The organism is Bradyrhizobium sp. AZCC 2176 (assembly GCF_036924645.1).
GTDB lineage: Bacteria > Pseudomonadota > Alphaproteobacteria > Rhizobiales > Xanthobacteraceae > Bradyrhizobium.
The window spans coordinates 5,436,386-5,457,990 of the sequence record NZ_JAZHRX010000001.1 but is presented as its reverse complement, the minus strand read 5'-3'; the positions used below and the strand labels follow the sequence as shown (position 1 = coordinate 5,457,990).

The following is a 21,605-nucleotide window of genomic DNA, read 5'->3' as shown; positions in this document are numbered from 1 at the left end:
AGATATGCCTGAATTGAACCCAACCCGCATTTATGTCGATGCCGACGCCTGCCCGGTGAAGGACGAGATCTATCGCGTCGCGGGCCGGCACGGCCTGCCGGTCAGCGTGGTCGCAGGCAATTTCATCCGCGTGCCGCAGGATCCGCTGATCGAGCGCATTGCCGCTGGGTCCGGCATGGATGCCGCCGACGACTGGATCGCCGAGCGCGCCGGCAAAGGTGACATCGTCATCACGTCGGATATCCCGCTCGCCAGCCGCTGCGTGAAAACAGGAGCCGAAGTGATTGCGCCGAACGGCAAGCCGTTCACGGAAGCGTCCATCGGCATGACGCTGGCGGTTCGCAATCTCATGACCGATCTGCGCTCATCCGGCGAAGTGACCGGCGGTCCAAGGTCGTTTGCCCCGCGCGACCGCTCGGCGTTCCTGTCGGCGCTCGACCAGGCCATCCGCCGCATCCAGCGCCAGCGCGCGCAGCAGCCTGCGCCGAACCAGGATTGAACGATGGCGCCACCGCTGATCCAGTTGAAGGATATAAGGCTGACGTTTGGCGGCACGCCGCTGCTGTCGGGCGTCGAGTTGTCGGTGTCATCGGGTGAGCGCGTCTGCCTGATCGGGCGCAACGGCTCCGGCAAATCGACGCTGCTCAAGATCGCCGCCGGCCTCGTCGAGCCCGATGGCGGCAACCGCTTCGTGCAGCCGGGCGCCACCATCCGCTATCTGCCGCAGGAGCCTGATTTCGGCGACCACAAGACGACGCTGGCCTATGTCGAGGCGGGCCTCGGCCCGGGCGACGATCATTACCAGGCGCGCTATCTCGTCGAACAGCTTGGGCTTTCCGGCGATGAAGATCCCGCGCACGTCTCGGGTGGCGAGGCCCGCCGCGCGGCGCTGGCACGCGTGCTGGCTCCCTCGCCCGATATCCTGCTGCTGGACGAGCCGACCAACCATCTGGACCTTCCCACCATCGAATGGCTGGAAGGCGAACTGCAAAGCCGCCGCTGTGCGCTCGTCATTATCAGCCACGACCGTCGTTTCCTGTCCAACCTGTCGCGCTCGACCGCCTGGCTCGACCGCGGCCAGATCCGGCAGATCGACCGCGGCTTCTCGGCGTTCGAAGCCTGGCGCGACGAGGTGCTGGCGGAAGAAGAGCGCGACCAGCACAAGCTCGACCGCAAGATCGTCAACGAGGAGCACTGGCTGCGCTACGGCGTCTCCGGCCGGCGCAAGCGCAACGTCAAGCGGCTCGGCAATCTGCACGCGCTGCGCGACCAGCGGCGCGATTATCGTGGTGCGACCGGCAACGCCAATCTCGCCGCTGCGGAAGCCGACAAATCCGGCCGGCTGGTGATCGAAGCCAAGAACGTCGCCAAGGCCTATGGCGAGCGAAAGATCGTCGAAGGCTTCTCGACCCGTGTGCAGCGCGGCGACCGGATCGGCATCGTCGGGCCCAACGGGGCCGGCAAGACCACGCTGGTCCACCTCCTGATCGGCAACGATCCGCCGGATAGCGGCACAATCCGGCTTGGCGCCAATATCGAAATGGCGACGCTCGACCAGCACCGCGAAAGCCTCGATCCGAAATCGACGCTGGCCGAAGCCATGACCGGCGGCCGCGGTGACCACGTCATGGTCGGCGGCAAGCCCAGGCACGTCATCGGCTACATGAAGGACTTTCTGTTCGCGCAGGAGCAACGCGGCACACCGCTGGAAGCGCTCTCCGGCGGCGAGCGCGGCCGGCTGATGCTGGCCCGTGCGCTGGCGAAACCGTCGAACCTGCTGGTGCTCGACGAACCGACCAATGACCTCGACCTCGAGACGCTTGACGTGCTCGAGGAAATGCTCGGCGACTATGAGGGCACGGTGATCCTGATCAGCCACGACCGCGACTTCCTGGATCGGGTGGTGACGTCGGTGATCGTGCCCGAGGGCAACGGCCGCTGGATCGAATATGCCGGCGGCTACACCGACATGCTCGCGCAGCGCGGCGAGGATTTGTCGCGGGAAGCGCCGAAGCCGACACCGCCTGCGGAAGAAAAGAAAGAGGCCAAGGCTGCCACGCCCTCCGCGGCGCCGAAGCGTCGGCTGAACTTCAACGAGAAACACGCGCTGGAAACCCTTCCAAAGACGATCGCAAAGTTACACGCCGAGATCGCGAAACAGCAGAAGATGCTTGACGATCCCGACCTCTACGCCAAGGATCGCAAGAAGTTCGATGCGGCCTCCGCGGCGATGGCGAAGGCGCAGGAAGAGCTGGCGGCCGCCGAAGACCGGTGGCTGGAGCTGGAAGTTTTGCGAGAAGAGATAGAGCAGGCTTGATCCATGACCACCCCCCTCGCCGCCAAGATCGCCCGTGAATACGGCACGCCCTGCGCCGTGATCGACCTGGACCGTGTCGAGCGCAATATCGCGCGGATCCAGATGGCCTGCGACACGGCCGGCGTCGCCAACCGACCGCACATCAAGACCCACAAGAGTCCCTTGCTGGCGCAGATGCAGGTCGCAGCCGGCGCCAAGGGCATCACCTGCCAGAAGCTCGGCGAGGCCGAAGTGATGGCGGAAGCCGGCATCGACGACATCCTGATCAGCTACAATCTGATCGGCGAGGAGAAAATGGCCCGCCTCGCCGCGCTGCAGGCCAAGGCCAACATGACGGTCGCCGCCGACAATTCGACCGTGATCGCGGGCCTGCCGCAGGCCGCCGCCGCGTCGGGACGCCCGCTGTCGGTTGTGGTCGAGTGCGACACCGGGCGCAAGCGCGCCGGCGTCGAAACACCGGGCGAAGCGATTGCGCTGGCCCGTGAGATCGCAGCCTCCCAGGGGCTGCAGTTTGCGGGCTTCATGCTGTACCCAACCGAGACCGGCTGGGCCGAGGCGCAGAAGTTTTACGACGAGGCGCTGGCCGGCATTCGCACGCACGGGCTCGATGCGGCGATGGTCTCGACCGGCGGCTCGCCGAACCTAAAAAACCTCGGCAAGCTCAAGGGCGCGACCGAGCATCGTCCCGGCACCTACATCTACAACGACCGCATGCAGGTCGCCGCCGGCGTCGCCAGTTGGGACGATTGCGCGCTCAACATCTATTCCACCGTGGTCAGCCGCGCCGGCCCGGACCGCGGCATCCTTGACGCCGGCTCGAAAACGCTAACCTCGGATCCCGGCGGCGGGCTCGACGGTTACGGGCTGATTCTGGAACACCCCGAAGCCAAGATCGCGCGCTTTGCGGAAGAGCACGGCTTCCTCGATCTGGCCCGCAGCAACACGCGGCCAGTCGTCGGCGACGTCGTGCGGATCGTGCCCAACCACGTCTGCGTCGTCGTCAACATGATGGACGAAGTGGTGATGGTGCGCGGCGAGCAGATCATCGGCACGCTGCCGGTCGCGGCGCGGGGGAAGTTGCGGTAGCGCCGACATCCCGCCGTCATTGCGAGGAGCGAAGCGACGAAGCAATCGATGCTTCGTCGCGGCGACAATGGATTGCTTCGCTTCGCTCGCAATGACGGGGTTAGATTTTTCGGTTTAGCCACTTCAACGCGCCGTGCCCGGCCGCCGCTCCCGTCGCAAACGACGCCTGCAACAGATAGCCGCCGGTCGGCGCTTCCCAGTCCAGCATCTCGCCCGCCGCGAACACGCCGGATAAACGGCGGAGCATGAAGTCACCGTCGATTTCACTGAACGCAATTCCGCCCGCGGTCGAGATCGCCCGTGCGATCGGTGCAACGCCAGTGAGTTTGATCGGGGCGGCATTGATCAGGCTAGCGAGGCCCGTCGGCGACAGCGACGCAAGGGAAGCGCCGGATGCCTTGGCTGCCTCGTGCAACAAGCCGATTGCGACCGGGGAAAGATTTGCGGCTTTGCGCAGGAAGTTGGACTGGGATTGCTTACCCCTCGGCGCAGAAACCCTCGCGATCAACTCGTTCATATCGAGATCGGGTCGCAGCGCAATGCGCAGTGTTGCTTGTCCCGACCGATCGATCGCCTCGCGCAACTCGGCCGACAGCGCATAGATCGCGCCGCCTTCGATGCCGGAGCGCGTCACGACGGCTTCACCGCGCACGCTATGCTCACCAAAGATGAGCGTCACGCCCTTGAGCGGCTGACCTTCGAATCGATCGCGAAAGATATCCGACCAGGCAATCGTAAAGCCGCAATTGGCCGGTTGCAGCGGCGATATCTTCACCCCTTTGGCGGCGAGTGTCTCCGCCCACGCGCCATCCGAACCCAACCGCGGCCAGCTTGCACCGCCAAGGGCTAGTACGGTCGCGCCCGTCGCGAAGACTTGCGGTCCATCCGGCGCTTGAAAATGCAGACGGCCCTGCTCATCCCAGCCGGTCCAGCGGTGATGCAGCGCCAGTCTTGCGCCCCTCGAGTCCAGCCGCCGCAGCCATGCGCGCAGCAATGGTGAGGCCTTGAAGGCTTTCGGGAAGACGCGACCGCTGGAGCCGACAAATGTTTCCTGCCCCAGCGCTTCGCTCCAGTCACGCAAGGCGCTCGGCGGGAACGCTTCGATCGCAGCTTTCAGATGCGGCACCGCCTCGCGGTACCGCGCGAGGAATTGCGGCAATGGCTCGCTGTGCGTGAGGTTCAGCCCGCCTCTTCCCGCCATCAGGAACTTGCGGCCGGCGGCGGCCATCGCGTCGTAGACGGTGACATAAGCACCGCCCTGCGCGAGCACTTCGGCCGCCATCAGGCCGGCGGGGCCGGCGCCGATGATGGCGACGTGTTGTGACGTTGTAGACATGGCGGGAGTGTAGGCCAGATTGGCTGCCACAATAACAGTCGTCATGCCCGGGCTTGACCCGGCCATGACGGCGGAGAGTGCGAAGCGCGCTTACAGCTTGATCCCCGCCCGCGCCGCAGCCTGGGCGACATACTTCTGCGTCTGCTCGAACGCGCCCTGCAGCGCCCTGGCTTTCGACACATCGTCGATCTCGGCGAAACGCGCGGCAATCGCATCCGGCGTCCAGTCGGACTGGGCTAAGTTGATGCCCTCGGTCTCGATGATCTTGATCACCGCGAAAGAGCCGGCCCCCGCGCCCATGATGGTGCGGGTCGGCGCGTCCTCGCTGAGCAAGAATTCCACAGCCGGCGTGATCGCCTCGGGGCGCATCAGGGCGAGCGCCTGCGGCGGCAGCAGTTCTTCCGTCATCCGGGTCGCCGCGGTCGGCGAGATCGTGTTGACGCGGACGTTGTTCTTGCGGCCCTCCTCGGCCAGTACGTTCATCAGGCCGACCATGCCGGCTTTGGCCGCGCCGTAATTGGCCTGGCCGAAATTACCGAACAGACCCGACGACGAGGTCGTCAGCACGATGCGGCCATAATTCCGCTCGCGCATGCCCTCCCATACCGCCTTGCAGCAGTAAAAAGTGCCGACAAGATGCACGTCGAGCACCTTGGCAAAGTCGGCTATGTCCATTTTTGCGAATGACTTGTCGCGCAGAATGCCGGCATTGGCGCACAGCAGATCGACGCTGCCCCACTCCTTCGTAGCCCGCTCGACCATCGCCGTGACTTGTCCGAACTTCGAGACGTCGGCGCCATCGGCCATCGCGGTGCCGCCGGCTTTGCGGATTTCCTCGACCACGGCTTCGGCCGGCGACAACGAGCCGCCGGTGCCGTCGCGCGCACCGCCAAAATCATTCACCACCACCTTGGCGCCGCGGCTCGCCAGCCCCAGCGCATGCGCCCGTCCCAGACCATTGCCCGCGCCGGTGACGATAGCGACGCGTCCGTCAAACCTGATTGCCATGAGTGGAATTCCCGGATTCTCGTCATGCCCGGGCTTGCCCCGGGCATCCATCAAATTGAAGAGCTTTTTTGAGCAGCGATGGATGGCCGGGTCAAGCCCGGCAGCGACGAATGAGAGGTCAACTGAAATAGATCAGCCCGATCCAGTCGGCGACCAGCGCGGGCCTATCCTCGCCCTCGATCTCGACGGTGACATTGGTGCGCGACTGCAGCTCTTTCGGCTTGCGCAGCTTGGCTTCGGCGAGCGTAAACCGGCCGCGCACCCGCGAGCCCGCCCGCACCGGCGAGAGGAAGCGCAATTTGTCGAACCCGTAGTTCACACCCATCGCGGTGCCCTCGATGACCGGCATCACCTCGTAGGACATGATGCTCATCAGCGACATCGTGAGGAAGCCGTGCGCGATGGTGTTGCCGAACGCGGTTTCCTTCTTTGCCCTTTCAGGATCGACATGGATGAACTGATGGTCCTCGATCACGTCGGCATAGACGTTGATCCGCCTCTGGTCGATCAGGTGCCACGACGACACGCCGATCTCCTTGCCGACCATGGCCTGATAGGCCTCAAAGGAGACCGGCGGCTTCTTCCAGACTTCATTCATTGATCAGCTCTCCAACCCGGCAGTCCGCACTTTCTGCAGCTCCGGGAATTCTTCTTCGCGGAACTCCGCGCCGCGCAGCGCGTCACTGCGGTCATTATCATGTTCGAGCCGACGCAACTGCACGCGGCGGATCTTTCCGGAAATTGTCTTGGGCAGTTCCGTCACCAATTCGATCTTGCGAATGCGCTTGAAGGGGGCAAGCCGGGTGTGCAGATGCTTGAAGATCGATAAGGCGGTCTCCGGCGTGCGTTCGACGCCCGACACCAGCAGCACATAGGCCTTGGGAATCGCGAGCCGGATAGGATCGGGGCTCGGGACGACAGCGGCTTCCGCGACCTGCTCATGTTCCAGCAGCACGCTCTCAAGTTCGAACGGGCTGATGCGGTAGTCGGATGATTTGAAGACGTCGTCGGAGCGGCCGACGAACGTCAGGTAGCCCTCGTCGTCGGCAAACACCACATCGCCCGAGCGGTAGAGGTCGCCGTCCGCGCCGCTCAATTTGCCGTCGTCGCCCTGATAGCCCTGCATCAGGCCTGCGGGCCGGTCAACGCCGAGCACCAGCGTCACCTCGCCCTCCTTGGTGACGTGGCCGTCATTGTCGGTGATCCGCACCCGGTAGCCCGGCAACGGGCGACCCATCGAGCCGACCTTGACCTTCTGTCCCGGCGAGTTGCCGGCCAGCGCCGCGGTCTCGGTCTGGCCATAGCCGTCGCGGATGGTGAGGCCCCACGCCGTCTTCACCTGATCGATCACTTCGGGGTTGAGCGGCTCGCCGGCGCCGCAGACCTCGCGCAGGCTGACCTTGAAATCCGCGAGTTTCTCCTGAATGAACAGCCGCCACACCGTCGGCGGCGCGCATAGCGTGGTGACGCCGCAGCGGCCGACGGTCGCGAGCAGCGCCTTGGCGTCGAAGCGCGGCTGGTTGACCACGAACACGGTCGCCCCCGCATTCCACGGCGCGAAGAAGCAGCTCCAGGCATGCTTGGCCCAGCCCGGCGATGAAATGTTGAGGTGCACGTCGCCCGGCTGCAGGCCGAGCCAGAACATCGTCGACAGATGGCCTACCGGATAGCTGCGCTGGCTGTGCCGCACGAGTTTTGGTTTTGCCGTGGTGCCCGAGGTAAAATAGAGCAGCATCGGGTCGTCGGCATTGGTCGGTCCATCAGCCGTAAAGTCGTGGGAGGCGTTGGCGGACTCCTCGAACGCGCGCCAGCCATCATGCTGGGACGTCGCGCCGACCACGATACGCGCCAGTCCGCCGCCAAGGCCTGCAAATTTTGCGACCTGATCCTGCGAGGCGACCACCGCCCGCGCCCTGCCCCGATCGAGCCGGTCGCGCAATTCGTCAGGGGTGAGCAGCGTGGTCGCGGGAATCACGACGACGCCGAGCTTCATCGCCGCCAGCATGGTCTCCCACAGCGGCACGACGTTGCCGAGCAGCAGCAACAAATGATCGCCGCGCTTCAGCCCCTGCGCGCGCAGGAAGTTCGCGACCTGGTTGGATCGGCGCGACAGCGTCGCGAAGGAGAGTTTTGTCTCCTTGTCGCCGGGATCGACGATCCAGAGTGCCGGACGGTCGCGACTGTCGGCATTCGCAGCAAGTTCCGCATCGAACCAGTCGAGCGCCCAGTTGAACGGAACCGGATCGGGCCAGCGAAATCCTTTTACTGCCGCATCGTAATCGGTGCGATGCTTGAGCAGAAAGGCGCGCGCTTCCTGGAAGGTGGTCATCAGGTCTCCGTTATTTCCCGGCGAGGCTCCTAACGTGCTGGATAATACCGGAAAAATCCACCCCGCCGTGGCCGGCGGCGTCGAAGGCCTTGTAGATCTCCTGCGCGTGCTTGCCGAGCGGCGTCGCGGCTCCAGCGGCGTTGGCCGCATCCTGCGCCAGGGTGAGGTCCTTCACCATCAGCGCCGAGGCAAATCCGGGCTTGTAGCCGTTGTTCGCCGGCGAAGTCGGCACCGGGCCGGGCACCGGGCAATAGGACGTCAGCGCCCAGCATTGGCCTGAGGAGGTCGAGGCGACGTCGAACAGCGCCTGGTGCGACAGGCCGAGTTTTTCGGCGAGCGCAAAAGCTTCCCCAACCCCGATCATGGAAATGCCCAGGATCATGTTGTTGCAGATCTTGGCCGCCTGCCCCGCGCCGGCGCCGCCGCAATGCACGATCTTCTTGCCCATGTTCTCCAGCGCAGGCTTTGCCGCAGCGAACGCCTTGTCGTCGCCGCCGCACATGAAGGTTAGTGTCGCGCCCTTGGCGCCGCCGGTTCCACCGGAAACCGGCGCATCGACCGAGAGCATGCCGCTTTTGGCGGCCAGCGCATGCGCCTGCTTGGCGCTTTCGACATCGATGGTCGAGCAGTCGATGATCAGCGTGCCCTTGGCCATCGCCGGGACCACCTCATTCCAGACCGACAGCACATGCTTGCCCGCCGGCAGCATGGTGATGACCACGTCGGCGCCCTTGACGGAGGCTACCGAACTCTCGGCGATGGCGGCCCCGTCCGCCTTTGCCTGATCGCGCGAAGCCGCCACCAGATCGAACGCGGTGACCTTGTGGCCGGCCTTGACCAGATTGGCCGCCATCGGGCCGCCCATATTGCCGAGGCCAATGAATGCGATATTTGCCATCTCGAATCCTCCGCTAAGCTTTTTCTGTTCTGATCAGGGAAATTTCAGTTCGTGGGCGCCGATCTCGGCGAAATACGGCGCGAGCATTGCCGGCGTCACGTCTTCGATTCTAGCGGGCGACCATTTTGGATTGCGGTCCTTGTCGATCACGGCGGCGCGCACGCCCTCGCGGAAATCATCGCTGGCGAAGACTTCCAGCGCGGCGCGATATTCCCGTACCAAGCACTCTTCCAGCGAGCGGGCCGTACGCGCCAACCGCAGCAGCTTCAGCGTCACCACCATGCCGCGCGGCGACTTCTCGCTCAGCGTTTTCAATGTCGCCTGCGCGAAGTCTGAACCATCGCGCTGCAGCGTCGCGACAATGTCTTCCATGCGATCGTGGGAGAACAACGCGTCTATCTTCGTCTGCATCGCGGCGACCGGCCCGGCCGTCTCTCCGGTCGAGAAGCCGTCGATCAGTTTCCTGATGTCCGCCGATGTTGTGCCGGACCCTATCTTCGTCAACGCATCACGCAAGGCCGGCAGTTTTGACGACGGCACCACCGCATCGGCAAACTTTGCATGCATCGCGTCGGGGCCATTCATGGTCTGCCCGGTCAATCCAAAATAGGTGCCGATCTCTCCGGGCGAATGCGACAACAGCCAGGTGCCGCCGACATCGGGGAAAAAACCGAGCCCGACTTCGGGCATCGCAAGTTTTGTCTTCTCGGTCACGACACGGTGGCTGGAATGCGCCGACAGGCCGACGCCGCCGCCCATTACGATGCCGTCCATGAAGGCGACGTACGGTTTCGCGAATTTCTTGATGCGGGCGTTGAGGATGTACTCGTCGCGCCACAAGATCTTGCCGAGATCGCCCTTGACCTTGGAGCTTTCCCAGAGCGCGCGGATGTCGCCGCCGGCGCAAAGGCCACGCTCGCCCGCGCCTTCCAGCAGGATCACGGCGACGGCAGGATCGGCCTCGAAGGCATCGAGCGCCCTGTCAATGTCGTGGAACATCTCCAGCGTCACCGCATTGATGGCCTTCGGCCGGTTCAGGCGGAGAATGCCGACTGAGCCTTCCTTGCGCGCGATCAGGTCGCCCTCTGCAACGGCCGCATCCGTCATCGCGCGCCCTCGATCAGCTTGCGCGACACGATCAGCCGCATGATTTCGTTGGTCCCCTCCAAAATCTGGTGCACCCGCAGATCGCGCACGATCTTCTCGATGCCGTATTCGCTGAGGTAGCCGTAGCCGCCATGCAGTTGCAGCGCCTGGTTGGCGACCTCGAAGCCGACGTCGGTACCAAAACGTTTTGCCATCGCACACAGCACGGTCGCGTCGGCATCCTTGCGGTCGAGGGCGGCGGCTGCGCGCCAGACAAACGTCCGCGCTGCCTCAAGCTCGGTCGCCATGTCGGCGAGACGGAACTGCAGCGCCTGGAATTCGTCGAGGCGTTTTCCGAAAGCTTTTCGCTCTTTCATGTAGGCCAGCGACTTGTCCAGCGCGCTTTGCGCGCCGCCAAGCGAGCACGCCGCGATATTGATGCGGCCGCCGTCGAGCCCGGCCATCGCGATCTTGAAGCCGATACCCTCGTCACCCAGGCGATTTTCAACCGGCACACGGGCATTCTCGAAAATCACCGCGCGGGTTGGCTGCGCGTTCCAGCCCATCTTGCGCTCGTTGGCGCCGAACGAGACACCCGGCGTGTCGGCCGGAATCACCAGCGTGGAGATGCCACTGGGGCCGTCAGTGCCGGTCCGCACCATCACGACATAGAGATCGCCGCCACCCGCGCCGGAGATGAACTGCTTCTGGCCGTTCAGAACGTAGTGCTCGCCGTCGCGCACCGCGCGGGTGCGAAGCGCCGCGGCATCCGAGCCGGAGCCCGGTTCGGTCAGGCAGTAGCTCGCCAGCAGTTCCATGGTGCAGAGCTTTGGCAGCCATTTCTGCCGCTGGATGTCGTTGCCATAGGCATCGATCATCCACGACGCCATGTTGTGGATCGAGATGAAGGCCGACACGGTCGGGCAACCCGTTGCCAGCGCCTCGAAGATCAGTGCGGCGTCAAAGCGGGTCATGGCAGAGCCGCCGACGTCGTCTTTGATATAGATGCCGCCGATGCCGAGGCTTGCGGCCTCGCGCATCACGTCGACGGGGAAATGCTTTTCCTCGTCCCAGCGGAGCGCATGCGGCGCGATCTTTTCCGCGGCGAATTCGCGCGCCATGTCGCGAACCGCCACTTGATCTTCGTTGAGAGCGAACTGCATTCCGCGCCCCGGTTATGACGCGCGCGTCAATTCATCGTCGGAATCGAGAACTCCGCGCCCTCCTTGACGCCGGACGGCCAGCGCGAGGTAATCGTCTTGGTCTTGGTGTAGAAGCGGATCGAATCCGGCCCGTGCTGATTGAGATCGCCGAAGCCGGACTTCTTCCAGCCGCCGAAGGTGTAGTAGGCGATCGGCACCGGGATCGGCACGTTGATGCCGACCATGCCGACATTGACCTTGGCGGCGAAATCGCGCGCGGCGTCGCCGTCGCGGGTGAAGATCGCAACGCCGTTGCCGTAATCGTGGTCCGACGGCAGGGCCAGCGCTTCCTTGTAGTCGTGGGCGCGCACCACCGAGAGTACCGGGCCGAAGATTTCTTCCTTGTAAATCCGCATATCCTTGGTGACGTTGTCGAACAGACAGCCGCCCATGTAGAAGCCGTTTTCATAGCCCTGCATCTTGAAGCTGCGGCCGTCGACAGCGAGCGTCGCGCCCTCCTTGATGCCGATGTCGACGTAGTTCCTGACGCGGTTGAGCGCTTCCTTCGTCACCAGCGGGCCGTAATCGGCGGAGGGATCGATCGAGGTGCCGATCTTCAGGGATTCCACGCGCGGGATCAGCTTTTCCATCAACCGGTCGGCGGTGGGCTTGCCGACGGGCACTGCGACCGAAATCGCCATGCAACGTTCGCCGGCCGAGCCGTAGCCCGCGCCGATCAGCGCATCGACGGTCTGATCCATGTCGGCGTCCGGCATGACGATGGCGTGGTTCTTGGCGCCGCCGAAGCACTGCGCGCGCTTGCCGGTAGCGGCCGCACGCTCATAGATATATTGCGCGATCGGCGAAGAGCCCACGAAGCCGACCGCCTTGATATCCGGATCGTCGAGGATGGCGTCGACCGCTTCCTTGTCGCCGTTGACGACGTTGAGCACGCCGGGCGGCAGGCCGGCCTCGATCATCAAGGCGGCCAGCATCATCGGCACGCCCGGATCGCGCTCGGACGGCTTCAGGATGAAGGCGTTGCCGCAGGCGATCGCGGGCGCGAATTTCCACATCGGGATCATCGCCGGAAAATTGAACGGCGTGATGCCGGCGACGACGCCCAGCGGCTGCCGCATCGAATAGATGTCGATGCCTGGGCCGGCGCCCTCGGTGTATTCACCCTTCATCAGATGCGGGATGCCGCAGGCGAATTCGACGACTTCGAGGCCGCGCTGGATGTCGCCCTTGGCGTCGGGAACCGTCTTGCCATGCTCGCGCGCCAAAAGCTCTGCGAGCTTGTCGTAATCGCGCTGGGCGAGCTCGAGGAACTTCATCATCACGCGCGCGCGGCGCTGCGGATTGGTATTCGCCCACTCGACCTGGGCAACCTTGGCGTTCTCCACGGCGGCCCGAACCTCGGCCTTGGACGCCAGCGAGACCTTGGCCTGAACGTCGCCGGTCATCGGCTCGAAAACGTCTGAAGTTCGCCCGGACGTGCCCTTGACCTCTTTGCCGCCGATGAAATGTCCGATTGCGCGCATGAATAACCTCCCTAAGAACCCGGCTGGATCGCTTTACAGACCTTTTTGACCCGCATTTCTTAGGATACAAGTCCGATATATTGCACCATAGATGTGCGGAAATGCTGGATCAAGGCACCAAGACGATCGATTGGGATGACTTCCGTTTCGTGCTGGCGATCGTCCGCGGCGGATCGGTTTCCGCCGCCGCCAAGCAGCTTGCCGTCGATCATGCCACAGTGATCCGGCGTGTCGACCGCCTGGAACGGCATCTCTCTGCAAAACTGTTCGATCGCCGCAAGACCGGCTACCTGCTGACCGAAGCCGGCCAACGTGTGGCCGACAGCGCGGAAGCGATGGAATCCACCATCGTCGCCAACCAGGAGGCGGTCGGCGGCTCGCGCGCCCAGCTCACCGGCACGGTCCGGATCGGCGCCCCCGACGGTTTCGGCAGCCATTTTCTGGCCTCGCGATTGGTGAGATTTACCGAGCGGTATCCTGATCTCGACTTGCAGCTCGTCGCTACCGCGCGGCTGTTCAGCCTGTCGAAGCGCGAGGCGGACATTGCGATCAGCCTGACCATGCCCAAGGAAGGCCGGATCGTCGGGCGCAAGCTGCTCGACTACAGCCTCGGGCTTTATGCTGCGCCAGCCTATCTCGACCGCATGCCGAAGATCGTATCGCGCGGCGACCTGCCCCGGCATCGCTTCGTCGGCTACATCGAGGAATTGCTGTTTACGCCGGAACTGGACTACCTGCCGCAGGTTTCGCCAAAAATCTCCGCCAAATTCCGCAGCGCCAACCTGATCGCGCAGCTCAACGCCACCATCGCAGGATTTGGGATCGCGGTGCTGCCGCACTTCATGGCGACGGCGCACCCCGAGCTGCGCCCGGTATTGCCGGACGAGATCAGGATTTCGCGCACTTTCTGGATGCTGATGCACGCCGACAGCAAGGATCTGGCGCGGATCAGAGCGGTGGCCGACTACATCTGCGAGACCGTGGACAGCGAGCGCGCGCTGTTTTGCGGAAGGTGAAGATCTGGCACAAATCCATCGTCGTCCCGGCCAAGCGAAGCGCGAGCCGGGACCCAAAACCACCGATATGAATTGTGAGAGAGGCCGTCTCGCCTCGTGCCTCTTCCGCCGGCCGCGGCGTATGGGTCCCGGCTCAAGGCCGGGACGACAAGAACGGAAGCCGCAATCAGTTCACCTTCGCCCGTGCCTTCTTCGCAGCCGGTTTAATCGCTTCGGCACGGGCCAGCGCCGCCTCGCGGCCGGAGGCGAGAATCTCGTCGGAGAGTTCACCGCTGCCCGCGACGCGGGACATCACCAGCGTGCCCATCATCGTCGCCAGCGTGCCCATCGCCTGCTTGCGCGCCGTCTTTCGCGGCACATCCGTAATCTGATCGGCCATCACCTCGATCAACTGCTCCAGCTTGGCGGCAAAGGCCTTGCGGGTCTTGGCGCTTTCGCGGGCGATCTCGGCGCCGAGCGTGGGAACCGCGCAGCCGCGGCCGGGATCGTCGCGATGCACCGTCGAGACGTAGGAATCGATGATCGTCGACAGCCGCTTCTCCGGCAGCGTCTCAGCGGCGATCTTGCGCCAGTGCTCGACCGAGCGGTCCATCGCATAGGCAAAGGCCTCGATCACCAGCGCCTCGCGCGAGTCGAAATGCGCGTAGAAGCCGCCATGGGTGAGGCCGGCCTCCTTCATCAGGTCGGCGACGCCGATGCCATGCGCGCCCTTTTCGCGAAGCCGCACCGAGGCCTTCTTCACGATCCGCGCGTGGGTCTCCTGCTTGTGCTCTTTCGAATAACGCATCAACGCATCCCATTAAATGTCTGAAGTCATATAATAGCAGTTGTGCGCGGGAAAAGCTGCATCTATTTCGCTTTTTCAGCGCCGATCATCGTGAACGTTCCGGTCGCGTGCACTGCAAGATGCCGCCGCGCAACACCCTCCCCGCCTCCCCTTGACAAGCTGGCGCAATGTCCCTGGAAGTGGCGTCAACCGTCCCGAACAAGTCCGGAAAACACAATGGAAATGCTTAATCCCCACTGCGGCATCGACCGCGACGACCGGGGCGTCGTGCGTCTCTCGATCTGCAATGCGGGCACCCTCAACATCCTTTCCTCCACTGTCACTGATGGCGTGTGCGAAGGGTTCGAGAAGCTCGCCGCCGACGAGACTATTCGCGCGGTGATCCTGGCCGGCCAGAGCGAGAAGAGCATGATCGGCGGCGCCGACATCAAGGAGATGGCCAAGCTCGACCAGAAGTCCGCGGAAGCCTTCATCACGCGCTTACGCGACCTCTGCGAGGCCGTGCGCAGCTTTCCGGCGCCTGTGATCGCGCGGCTGCCCGGCTGGTGCCTCGGCGGTGGCCTCGAAGTCGCCGCCGCCTGTGATTTCCGCATTGCAGCTCACGACGCCAAATTCGGCATGCCGGAGGTCCGTGTCGGCATCCCCTCGGTGATCCACGCCGCATTGCTGCCGCGGTTGATCGGCTGGGGCCGTGCGCGCTGGCTGATGATGACCGCCGAGAATATCGACGCGCCCACGGCGCTCGCCTGGGGCCTGGTCGACGTGGTCGCGAAGGAAGGCGGGCTCGATGCCGCCGTCGAGCATACGGTCAATGCCCTGCTCGAATGCGGTCCCGCAGCGCTGCGGTCCCAGAAGGCACTGCTGCGGCAATGGGAAGAACGGCCGCTGACGGAATCGGTGAATCTCAGCGTCGGCGTGTTCGGGCAGTCCTTCCTGACCGGCGAGCCGCAGCGGCTGATGCAGGTATTTCTCGACCGCAAGAGATAGATGGAGGAGGCATGAGACCTGCCGGCAGGGGAACGCTGGATTCGCTTTACTTCGACTATCCGCGTTTTGCGGCCCGGCGTGTCCCCGAACTTGACGGCGTCGCGACACGGCGCCGCGTACTGATCGTCGGCGCCGGCCCGATCGGCATGACGGCGGCGCTGGTGCTTGCGCGCTACGGCATCAAGAGCGTGCTGATCGATCGCAAGGACACATTTAATGACGGTAGCCGCGCGATCTGCATCGCGCGGCCGAGCATGCATATCCTGGAGCGGATCGGGGCGGTCACGCCGTTTCTCGAAAAGGCGCTCGGCTGGCGGTTCGGCCGCAGCTACTATCGCGGCGAACAGATCTTCCGGCTCGAAATGCCGCAACCGCCGGGCGAAAAATATCTGCCGATGTACAATCTGCAGCAGCAGTACATCGAAAAATTCCTGCACGATGCGGTCGCGACGAGCGATCTCATCGACATGCGCTGGCAGAGCGAATTATCGGCCATCGAGCGTCACAACGATGGCGTATCGGCCCGGATTTCATCGCCGGAGGGTGATTATCGGCTCGATGCCGACTATGTGCTGGCCGCCGACGGGGCGCGCTCGCCTGTCAGATCGATGCTCGGCTTACGGCTGAAGGGCGACAATTACGAAGGTCGCTATGTGATCGCGGATATCCGGATGGATCACGATTTTCCGACCGAGCGACGCGCCTTTTTCGAACCGAGCGGCAATCCCGGCGGCACGGTGCTGATTCACAAGCAGCCGGATGACATCTGGCGTGTCGACTACCAGCTTCGCGAAGGCGAGAGCGAGGCAGACGCCCTGAAGGAGGAAAACATCCGCGCCCGCGTCGGCGCCATCCTCGCCGATGTCGGCCACAGCAAACCCTGGGAGTTGGAATGGTGGAGCGTCTATTCCGCCAACACGCTGTGCCTCGATGACTACCGCCACGGCCGCGTCTTCTTCATCGGCGATGCCGCGCATATCGTGCCGATCTTCGGCGTCCGCGGGCTGAACAATGGCCTGGCGGATGCCGAAAATATCGGCTGGAAGCTGGCGCTCGTGCTCCACGGCGAGGCGAATGAGCGGCTGCTCGAAAGCTATTCGCCGGAGCGGCGCGGCGCCACCCTCGACGTCTTCGCCAATGCCACCAAGAGCACGCGTTTCATGACGCCGCCGACGCGCGGCTGGCGATTGGCGCGCGAGGCGGCCTTGTCCCTCAGTTTGAGGCACGAATTTCCGCGCGGGCTCGCCAATCCGCGCCAGATGCAGCCCTACACCTACTCGGAAAGCCCGCTGACGCCCTCTGCCGGACGCGACGCCGAATTTGCCGGCGGCCCGCCTTGCGGCAGCGCCGCACCGAATGCCCGTATCGCCGGCGAAAGCCATCTGCTGGATCGCGCCGGCAACGGCATGACGGCGATCCTGTTCTGCGAGGGCCAACCAAGCGCCGAACAGGCGGCGCTGCTTGGGCAACTCGACCGGATCGACAAGCGTTTCGTTGCGGTTCTGGTCACCTCACACGGCTCGGCCTCCGCAGCGAATACCATTGCGGATAGCGACGGCGAAATCGCCCGCCTGTTTGCCGCCACGCCCGGCACGCTCTATCTGCTGCGGCCCGACCTGCACATCGCCGGGCGATGGAAGGCCATCGTTCCCGGCGAGATCCTGAAAGCCGCAAGCCTTTGCCTGGGAAGCAACACGCCATGAGCTCCATGCCGTTCGAGGATTTTGAGGCCGCCTATGAGACGCTGGCGACGGCGATCGATCAGGCGGGACCTGCGCGCGAAGCACTGTTTCTGACCCGGCTTGCGCTCGTGCTCGGCCACGAACTCGGCGACGTCGCAGCCTTCAGGAAGGCTGTTGAGACCGCGCTCGACGGGCTGGAATAGCGACAGTTCACGACAATCCCGCCTCAAGGCCCCCATCGATCAATTTCTCTCATGCGAACGGCGAGATTTTTCATGGGATGATCCGTTGCGATTTTTTGCAGCGCATAATATTATAGATATAATCCAATGCCGGAGTGGACCCCGCGTGCGGATCGATTCCGGCACCAGCGCTCCCGGTCATGTCCTGAAATGAGGGAAGTACGACATTCAAGTCGGACGACCGCCACGTCAGAATGCGAAGCCAAAACAGACCAAGCTTCCCACCCGGAATCCTCCGAGGCTCAATGATCTCGAACTGGTTGTCAGCCACCCTCGCCCGCCGCAACATCCATTACGGCTGGGCGATGGTCGCCGTGACCTTCCTCACCGCCTTGATTTCCGCCGGCACGGTCGGCGCGCCCGGCGTGTTCATCGTGCCCCTGCAGAAGGAATTCGGCTGGACCACGGCGGAGATTTCCTCGGCGCTGTCGATCCGCTTCATCCTGTTCGGGCTGATGGCGCCGTTCGCCGCCGCGCTGATGAACCGCTACGGCCTGCGCAATGTGACGCTGTTGGCGCTGCTCATCGTCGTATCCGGCCTCGTCGCATCGCTGGCGATGACACAGGTCTGGCAGTTGATGTTGCTGTGGGGCGTGGTGATCGGGATCGGCACCGGCATGACGGCGCTGGTGCTGGGGGCTACGATCGCCGCACGCTGGTTCGTGGCGCGGCGCGGCCTGGTCGTCGGCATACTCACCGCGAGCGTTGCGACCGGACAGCTCGCCTTCCTGCCGCTGTTGGCGAGCCTGACTGATCGTTATGGCTGGCGGCTCGCGCTGGCATTGGTGTGCGTCATGCTGGGAGTGGCGGCCTTCGCCGTGCTGATGATCATGCGCGACCGGCCGAGCGATGTCGGCCTGCGGCCGTTCGGCGACGAAGGCACCGAGCCACTGCCGGTGCCGCCGCCCAATAACACGCCGATCATGGCGGCAGCGCTCGGCACCCTGCGCGACGCCTCGAAGTCGGGTGTGTTCTGGATACTGTTCTTAACCTTCTTCATCTGCGGCGCTTCAACCAACGGTCTGGTCCAGGTGCATTTGATCCCAATGTGCCTCGATTTCGGCATTCCGCAAGTCCAGGCCGCGGGCCTGCTCGCCGCGATGGGCATTTTCGATTTCTTCGGCACCATCGTCTCGGGCTGGCTGTCGGACCGCTACGACAATCGCTGGCTGTTGTTCTGGTACTACGGCCTGCGCGGCCTCTCGCTGTTGTTCCTGCCGTTCACCGATTTCTCGTTCTACGGCCTGTCGCTGTTCGCGGTATTCTACGGGCTCGACTGGATCGCGACCGTGCCGCCGACGGTGCGGCTTACCGCCCGGCGCTTCGGTCCCGAGCGAGCCAACCTGGTGTTCGGCTGGATTTTTGCCGGCCATCAATTGGGCGCGGGCGTCGCAGCCTTCGGCGCCGGCCTGTCGCGGACGGTGTTGCAGACCTACCTGCCGGCGTTCTTCGTCGCCGGTGCGCTCTGTGTGGTCGCGGCGCTGATCGTGCTGGCGATTGCGCGGCCGAAGCCGGTGGTGGCGTGACGGGACTGTAGGGTGGGCAAAGCGAAGCGTGCCCACCATTTTGCAGCAATGAGAAAAGATGGTGGGCACGGCGCAAGCGCGCCTTTGCCCACCCTACGATCCTTACGGCCGCGTCGACATGCCGGTTGGCGGACCCACGTTGCGGATCGGCTCCGCCAATCGCGCGAATTCGCACAACAGCGAGCGCGTCTTGCGGGGATCGATCACCTCTTCCACCCAGAACTTCTCGGCCGAGCGGAACGGCGAGCGCAGCTTATTGAGGCGCTCCTCGATCTCTTTCAGCTTCATAGCCGGATCATCTGAAGCATCAATGTCGGCGCGATACGCGGCCTCGATGCCGCCTTCCAGCGGCAGCGAGCCCCAATAGGCCGATGGCCAGGCATAGCGCATCGAATAGCGGTTGGCCGGCTGGTGCACGACACCAGCCACGCCGAACGCATTGCGCACGATGATGGTACACCATGGAACGGTCGACTGGTTGACCGCCGCCATTGCGCGCACACCGTGGCGAATGGTCGCCGACTTCTCGGCCTCGAGCCCGATCATGAAGCCGGGGCAATCCATCAGATAGACCACCGGCAAATGGAACGTCTCGGCGAAATCGACCCAGCGCACCACCTTCTGGCACGCCTCTGCCGTCCACGATCCGCCATAGTGGAAAGGATCGCTGGCCAGCAGCAGCACCGCGCGGCCTTCGAGCCGGGCAAGCCCGGTGATGATCGGGCGGCCGAAATTGGCGTTGACTTCGAAGAAGGAGCCCTTGTCGACGACGGCGTCGATGATCGGACGCATCTTGTAGACCTTGCGACGATTGCGCGGCACCGCCTTCAACAGCGATTCTTCCGCGCGATCCGGATCGTCGGTGCAGGGCGCGGTCGGCGGCAGGTCGTATACCGATGACGGCAGATAGGACAGAAAGCGCCGGGCGCGTTCGAACGCCTCTTCTTCGGTGTCGACGGCATCATCGACGCCGCCGGCGCGAGTCTGGATCTCGGCGCCGCCAAGTTCCGTTTTCGTCAGGTCCTGGCCAAGGCGTTTTACGACCGGCGGTCCTGCGACGAACATCGCGGAATTCCTAGTCATGACCGAATAATGACTGGCGGCCAGCCGCGCCGCACCAAGGCCTGCGACCGAACCGAGCCCGAGCGCAACCACCGGCACGCGCGCCATGTTCGCGGTCGTGAACCAGTACCAGCGCGTACCGCCGACGCCACCGGGCAGATTGGCAGCGCCGCGGGTTTCGATCGTCTTCACCGAGCCGCCGCCGCCCGAGCCTTCAATCACGCGAATGATCGGCAGGCGAAAATCGTGCGCCATCTCCTCGGCCATCAGCGGCTTGGCGGAAATCGAGGCATCGGCCGAACCGCCGCGCACGGTGAAATCGTCGCCGACCACGACGACCGTGCGACCGTCGACCTTGCCGCGGCCGAACACGCAGTTGGCCGGCGTCAAATGCTTGAGTTCGCTGTTGTCGTCGTATTCGGCGATGCCGGAAATCGCGCCGATCTCGTGGAAGGAATTCTTGTCGATCAGTCTGTCGATACGCTCACGAACCGTGAGCCGGCCCTGGTCATGCTGACGCTTGACCTTGTCAACGCCTCCCATCTCGCGCGCGAACGCTTCGCGCCGAGCGAGCTCGTCGAGCTCCGGCTTCCAGTTCATTCGTATCCTCCGTCTTGATGATCTTGTTATTATGGCTCGGCACCGGAAGCGGCTTTCGTTCCATGCGGTTTGCGAAGATATCGCCTTCGGCGCCTTCGAGCAGGCCGCCGATCGCAACGCCGAGTTCGAGCATCTGCGGCGCTACTTCCCTGTGCAGCCGCTTCTCATCAAACATCGCGGCGAGAAGCCCGATCGTCACGACGACGAAGGTTTGATATTGCGGCGACCACACCGGCACCGCGCAACCGTTGATATGCGGGCTCCAGGTGCCGCAGCCGACGACATAGCCGTGTTCGCGCAGATGGCGGCGGTTGGCTTCCATGCGCGACTTCAAGGGCCCGGCATTTCCCGGGATCTCACGCTCCATTTCGGCGATCAAGGCATCGCCGACATCGGTATCGAGCGCTGCGGTGTAGGCAAAGCCGGCCGCGGTGCTCGTCATCGAGATGCGGCTGCCGGTGCCTTCATGCAGGCCGAGGGCGTTCGCGGCACGCGCGAATTCGAGATAGACCAGATGGTAGCGATCGGGAATCACGAAGCCGACCGTCCCCGGCAATTGATCGGCGACGTCCTGCAGCCGCAGCCGGATCAGGTTGCGAAGCTGCAACCCCTTCATCATCGAGGTGCTCATCGCCACCGCGCTCGGACCGATCCGGTATTTCTGGTCGCGCGGCAGATAGACGAGCTGGCCCATCCGCGTCAGCGTGTGGGTGAGCCGCGATACCGTCGAGCGCGGCAGCCCACAGCGGCTGGAAATTTCCAGATTGCCCAGTCTCGCTTCATGACCCTCGAAGCAGCGCAGGACGTCGAACGCCCGCGACACCACCTGGATCACATCACCCTCGCCTGCGAGATCACTGGCGAGCATTCCCTGCTTGCTAAGCCGTTCCGAGCGTCTTCCCATGTTTTATGGCTCCATTCCGCCCTGCGGAATAAAATTCCACTTGCAGAACAAAC

General features: G+C 63.9%; 19 protein-coding genes. 8 read left to right on the top strand and 11 right to left on the bottom strand.

The genetic code is table 11. The features are described 5' to 3' along the window. Positions 1-4: 4 nt before the first annotated feature. Genes V1288_RS25590 through V1288_RS25580 form a run of 3 tightly spaced genes read left to right on the top strand, consistent with a single transcriptional unit; the run spans position 5 to position 3,403 of the window. Entirely contained in the window at positions 5-499 is a 495-nt protein-coding gene (locus V1288_RS25590; RefSeq protein ID WP_334359679.1) for a YaiI/YqxD family protein, read from the top strand. Between the two features lie 3 nt (positions 500-502). Further along, the gene (locus V1288_RS25585; protein ID WP_334359678.1) at positions 503-2,317 is read left to right on the top strand and encodes an ABC-F family ATP-binding cassette domain-containing protein; all 1,815 of its coding nucleotides are present in this window, start codon (positions 503-505) and stop codon (positions 2,315-2,317) included. A gap of 3 nt (positions 2,318-2,320) precedes the next feature. Further along, positions 2,321-3,403: a D-TA family PLP-dependent enzyme gene (locus V1288_RS25580; RefSeq protein ID WP_334359677.1), complete on the top strand. Its 1,083-nt coding sequence runs from the start codon at positions 2,321-2,323 to the stop codon at positions 3,401-3,403. Between the two features lie 100 nt (positions 3,404-3,503). Here V1288_RS25580 and V1288_RS25575 read toward each other — a convergent pair whose 3' ends face one another. The 8 genes from V1288_RS25575 to V1288_RS25540 form a co-directional block, all read right to left on the bottom strand. After that, positions 3,504-4,739 carry an NAD(P)/FAD-dependent oxidoreductase gene (locus V1288_RS25575; protein WP_334361401.1) on the bottom strand — a complete coding sequence of 412 codons (1,236 nt, stop codon included), beginning with the start codon at positions 4,737-4,739 and terminating at the stop codon, positions 3,504-3,506. 90 nt (positions 4,740-4,829) lie between these two features. Next, the gene (locus V1288_RS25570; protein WP_334359676.1) at positions 4,830-5,747 is read right to left on the bottom strand and encodes an SDR family NAD(P)-dependent oxidoreductase; all 918 of its coding nucleotides are present in this window, start codon (positions 5,745-5,747) and stop codon (positions 4,830-4,832) included. Between the two features lie 118 nt (positions 5,748-5,865). Continuing rightward, positions 5,866-6,345, bottom strand: coding sequence for a MaoC family dehydratase (locus tag V1288_RS25565; protein ID WP_334359675.1), 480 nt, complete (start codon positions 6,343-6,345; stop codon positions 5,866-5,868). A gap of 3 nt (positions 6,346-6,348) precedes the next feature. Beyond that, on the bottom strand, positions 6,349-8,076 hold the full coding sequence (locus tag V1288_RS25560; RefSeq protein WP_334359674.1) for an AMP-binding protein: 1,728 nt from the start codon (positions 8,074-8,076) through the stop codon (positions 6,349-6,351). Positions 8,077-8,086: 10 nt separating this feature from the next. Then, the gene (gene mmsB, locus V1288_RS25555; protein WP_334359673.1) at positions 8,087-8,974 is read right to left on the bottom strand and encodes a 3-hydroxyisobutyrate dehydrogenase; all 888 of its coding nucleotides are present in this window, start codon (positions 8,972-8,974) and stop codon (positions 8,087-8,089) included. Positions 8,975-9,007: 33 nt separating this feature from the next. Beyond that, positions 9,008-10,081, bottom strand: a complete 1,074-nt coding sequence (locus V1288_RS25550; protein ID WP_334359672.1) for an enoyl-CoA hydratase/isomerase family protein — start codon at positions 10,079-10,081, stop codon at positions 9,008-9,010. Further along, positions 10,078-11,223, bottom strand: a complete 1,146-nt coding sequence (locus tag V1288_RS25545) for an isobutyryl-CoA dehydrogenase (protein WP_334359671.1) — start codon at positions 11,221-11,223, stop codon at positions 10,078-10,080. Before V1288_RS25545 ends, V1288_RS25550 begins: the two co-directional genes overlap by 4 nt. 26 nt (positions 11,224-11,249) lie before the next feature. Beyond that, positions 11,250-12,746, bottom strand: coding sequence for a CoA-acylating methylmalonate-semialdehyde dehydrogenase (locus V1288_RS25540; protein WP_334359670.1), 1,497 nt, complete (start codon positions 12,744-12,746; stop codon positions 11,250-11,252). Positions 12,747-12,847: 101 nt separating this feature from the next. On the opposite strand from V1288_RS25540, the gene V1288_RS25535 reads away from it, so the two are divergent. Next, the gene (locus V1288_RS25535) at positions 12,848-13,762 is read left to right on the top strand and encodes a LysR family transcriptional regulator (RefSeq protein WP_334359669.1); all 915 of its coding nucleotides are present in this window, start codon (positions 12,848-12,850) and stop codon (positions 13,760-13,762) included. A 166-nt stretch (positions 13,763-13,928) separates the two neighbouring features. On the opposite strand, the gene V1288_RS25530 is transcribed toward V1288_RS25535, so the two are convergent. Next, the gene (locus V1288_RS25530; RefSeq protein WP_334359668.1) at positions 13,929-14,549 is read right to left on the bottom strand and encodes a TetR/AcrR family transcriptional regulator; all 621 of its coding nucleotides are present in this window, start codon (positions 14,547-14,549) and stop codon (positions 13,929-13,931) included. A 216-nt stretch (positions 14,550-14,765) separates the two neighbouring features. Here V1288_RS25530 and V1288_RS25525 point away from each other — a divergent pair, with 216 nt between their 5' ends. From V1288_RS25525 to V1288_RS25510, 4 genes are all read left to right on the top strand, one after another. Then, positions 14,766-15,536: an enoyl-CoA hydratase gene (locus tag V1288_RS25525; protein WP_334359667.1), complete on the top strand. Its 771-nt coding sequence runs from the start codon at positions 14,766-14,768 to the stop codon at positions 15,534-15,536. An 11-nt stretch (positions 15,537-15,547) separates the two neighbouring features. Further along, on the top strand, positions 15,548-17,239 hold the full coding sequence (locus tag V1288_RS25520) for an FAD-dependent monooxygenase (RefSeq protein ID WP_334359666.1): 1,692 nt from the start codon (positions 15,548-15,550) through the stop codon (positions 17,237-17,239). Beyond that, the gene (locus tag V1288_RS25515; protein WP_334359665.1) at positions 17,236-17,421 is read left to right on the top strand and encodes a hypothetical protein; all 186 of its coding nucleotides are present in this window, start codon (positions 17,236-17,238) and stop codon (positions 17,419-17,421) included. Before V1288_RS25520 ends, V1288_RS25515 begins: the two co-directional genes overlap by 4 nt. Before the next feature lie 284 nt (positions 17,422-17,705). After that, positions 17,706-18,986: an MFS transporter gene (locus tag V1288_RS25510; RefSeq protein ID WP_334359664.1), complete on the top strand. Its 1,281-nt coding sequence runs from the start codon at positions 17,706-17,708 to the stop codon at positions 18,984-18,986. 102 nt (positions 18,987-19,088) lie between these two features. Here the strand turns inward: V1288_RS25510 and V1288_RS25505 are convergent, their stop codons facing one another. Then, a complete protein-coding gene (locus tag V1288_RS25505; protein WP_334359663.1) occupies positions 19,089-20,648 on the bottom strand; it encodes an acyl-CoA carboxylase subunit beta in 1,560 nt (519 codons plus the stop codon). Beyond that, on the bottom strand, positions 20,578-21,552 hold the full coding sequence (locus V1288_RS25500) for an IclR family transcriptional regulator (RefSeq protein WP_334359662.1): 975 nt from the start codon (positions 21,550-21,552) through the stop codon (positions 20,578-20,580). Before V1288_RS25500 ends, V1288_RS25505 begins: the two co-directional genes overlap by 71 nt. Between the last annotated feature and the right edge of the window lie 53 nt (positions 21,553-21,605).

Coding starts and splice junctions, on each gene's coding strand:
- V1288_RS25590 (WP_334359679.1), top strand. CDS start 5: ATGCCTGAATTGAACCCAACCCGCATTTATGTCGATGCCGACGCCTGC.
- V1288_RS25585 (WP_334359678.1), top strand. CDS start 503: ATGGCGCCACCGCTGATCCAGTTGAAGGATATAAGGCTGACGTTTGGC.
- V1288_RS25580 (WP_334359677.1), top strand. CDS start 2,321: ATGACCACCCCCCTCGCCGCCAAGATCGCCCGTGAATACGGCACGCCC.
- V1288_RS25575 (WP_334361401.1), bottom strand. CDS start 4,739: ATGTCTACAACGTCACAACACGTCGCCATCATCGGCGCCGGCCCCGCC.
- V1288_RS25570 (WP_334359676.1), bottom strand. CDS start 5,747: ATGGCAATCAGGTTTGACGGACGCGTCGCTATCGTCACCGGCGCGGGC.
- V1288_RS25565 (WP_334359675.1), bottom strand. CDS start 6,345: ATGAATGAAGTCTGGAAGAAGCCGCCGGTCTCCTTTGAGGCCTATCAG.
- V1288_RS25560 (WP_334359674.1), bottom strand. CDS start 8,076: ATGACCACCTTCCAGGAAGCGCGCGCCTTTCTGCTCAAGCATCGCACC.
- mmsB (WP_334359673.1), bottom strand. CDS start 8,974: ATGGCAAATATCGCATTCATTGGCCTCGGCAATATGGGCGGCCCGATG.
- V1288_RS25550 (WP_334359672.1), bottom strand. CDS start 10,081: ATGACGGATGCGGCCGTTGCAGAGGGCGACCTGATCGCGCGCAAGGAA.
- V1288_RS25545 (WP_334359671.1), bottom strand. CDS start 11,223: ATGCAGTTCGCTCTCAACGAAGATCAAGTGGCGGTTCGCGACATGGCG.
- V1288_RS25540 (WP_334359670.1), bottom strand. CDS start 12,746: ATGCGCGCAATCGGACATTTCATCGGCGGCAAAGAGGTCAAGGGCACG.
- V1288_RS25535 (WP_334359669.1), top strand. CDS start 12,848: ATGCTGGATCAAGGCACCAAGACGATCGATTGGGATGACTTCCGTTTC.
- V1288_RS25530 (WP_334359668.1), bottom strand. CDS start 14,549: ATGCGTTATTCGAAAGAGCACAAGCAGGAGACCCACGCGCGGATCGTG.
- V1288_RS25525 (WP_334359667.1), top strand. CDS start 14,766: ATGGAAATGCTTAATCCCCACTGCGGCATCGACCGCGACGACCGGGGC.
- V1288_RS25520 (WP_334359666.1), top strand. CDS start 15,548: ATGAGACCTGCCGGCAGGGGAACGCTGGATTCGCTTTACTTCGACTAT.
- V1288_RS25515 (WP_334359665.1), top strand. CDS start 17,236: ATGAGCTCCATGCCGTTCGAGGATTTTGAGGCCGCCTATGAGACGCTG.
- V1288_RS25510 (WP_334359664.1), top strand. CDS start 17,706: ATGATCTCGAACTGGTTGTCAGCCACCCTCGCCCGCCGCAACATCCAT.
- V1288_RS25505 (WP_334359663.1), bottom strand. CDS start 20,648: ATGAACTGGAAGCCGGAGCTCGACGAGCTCGCTCGGCGCGAAGCGTTC.
- V1288_RS25500 (WP_334359662.1), bottom strand. CDS start 21,552: ATGGGAAGACGCTCGGAACGGCTTAGCAAGCAGGGAATGCTCGCCAGT.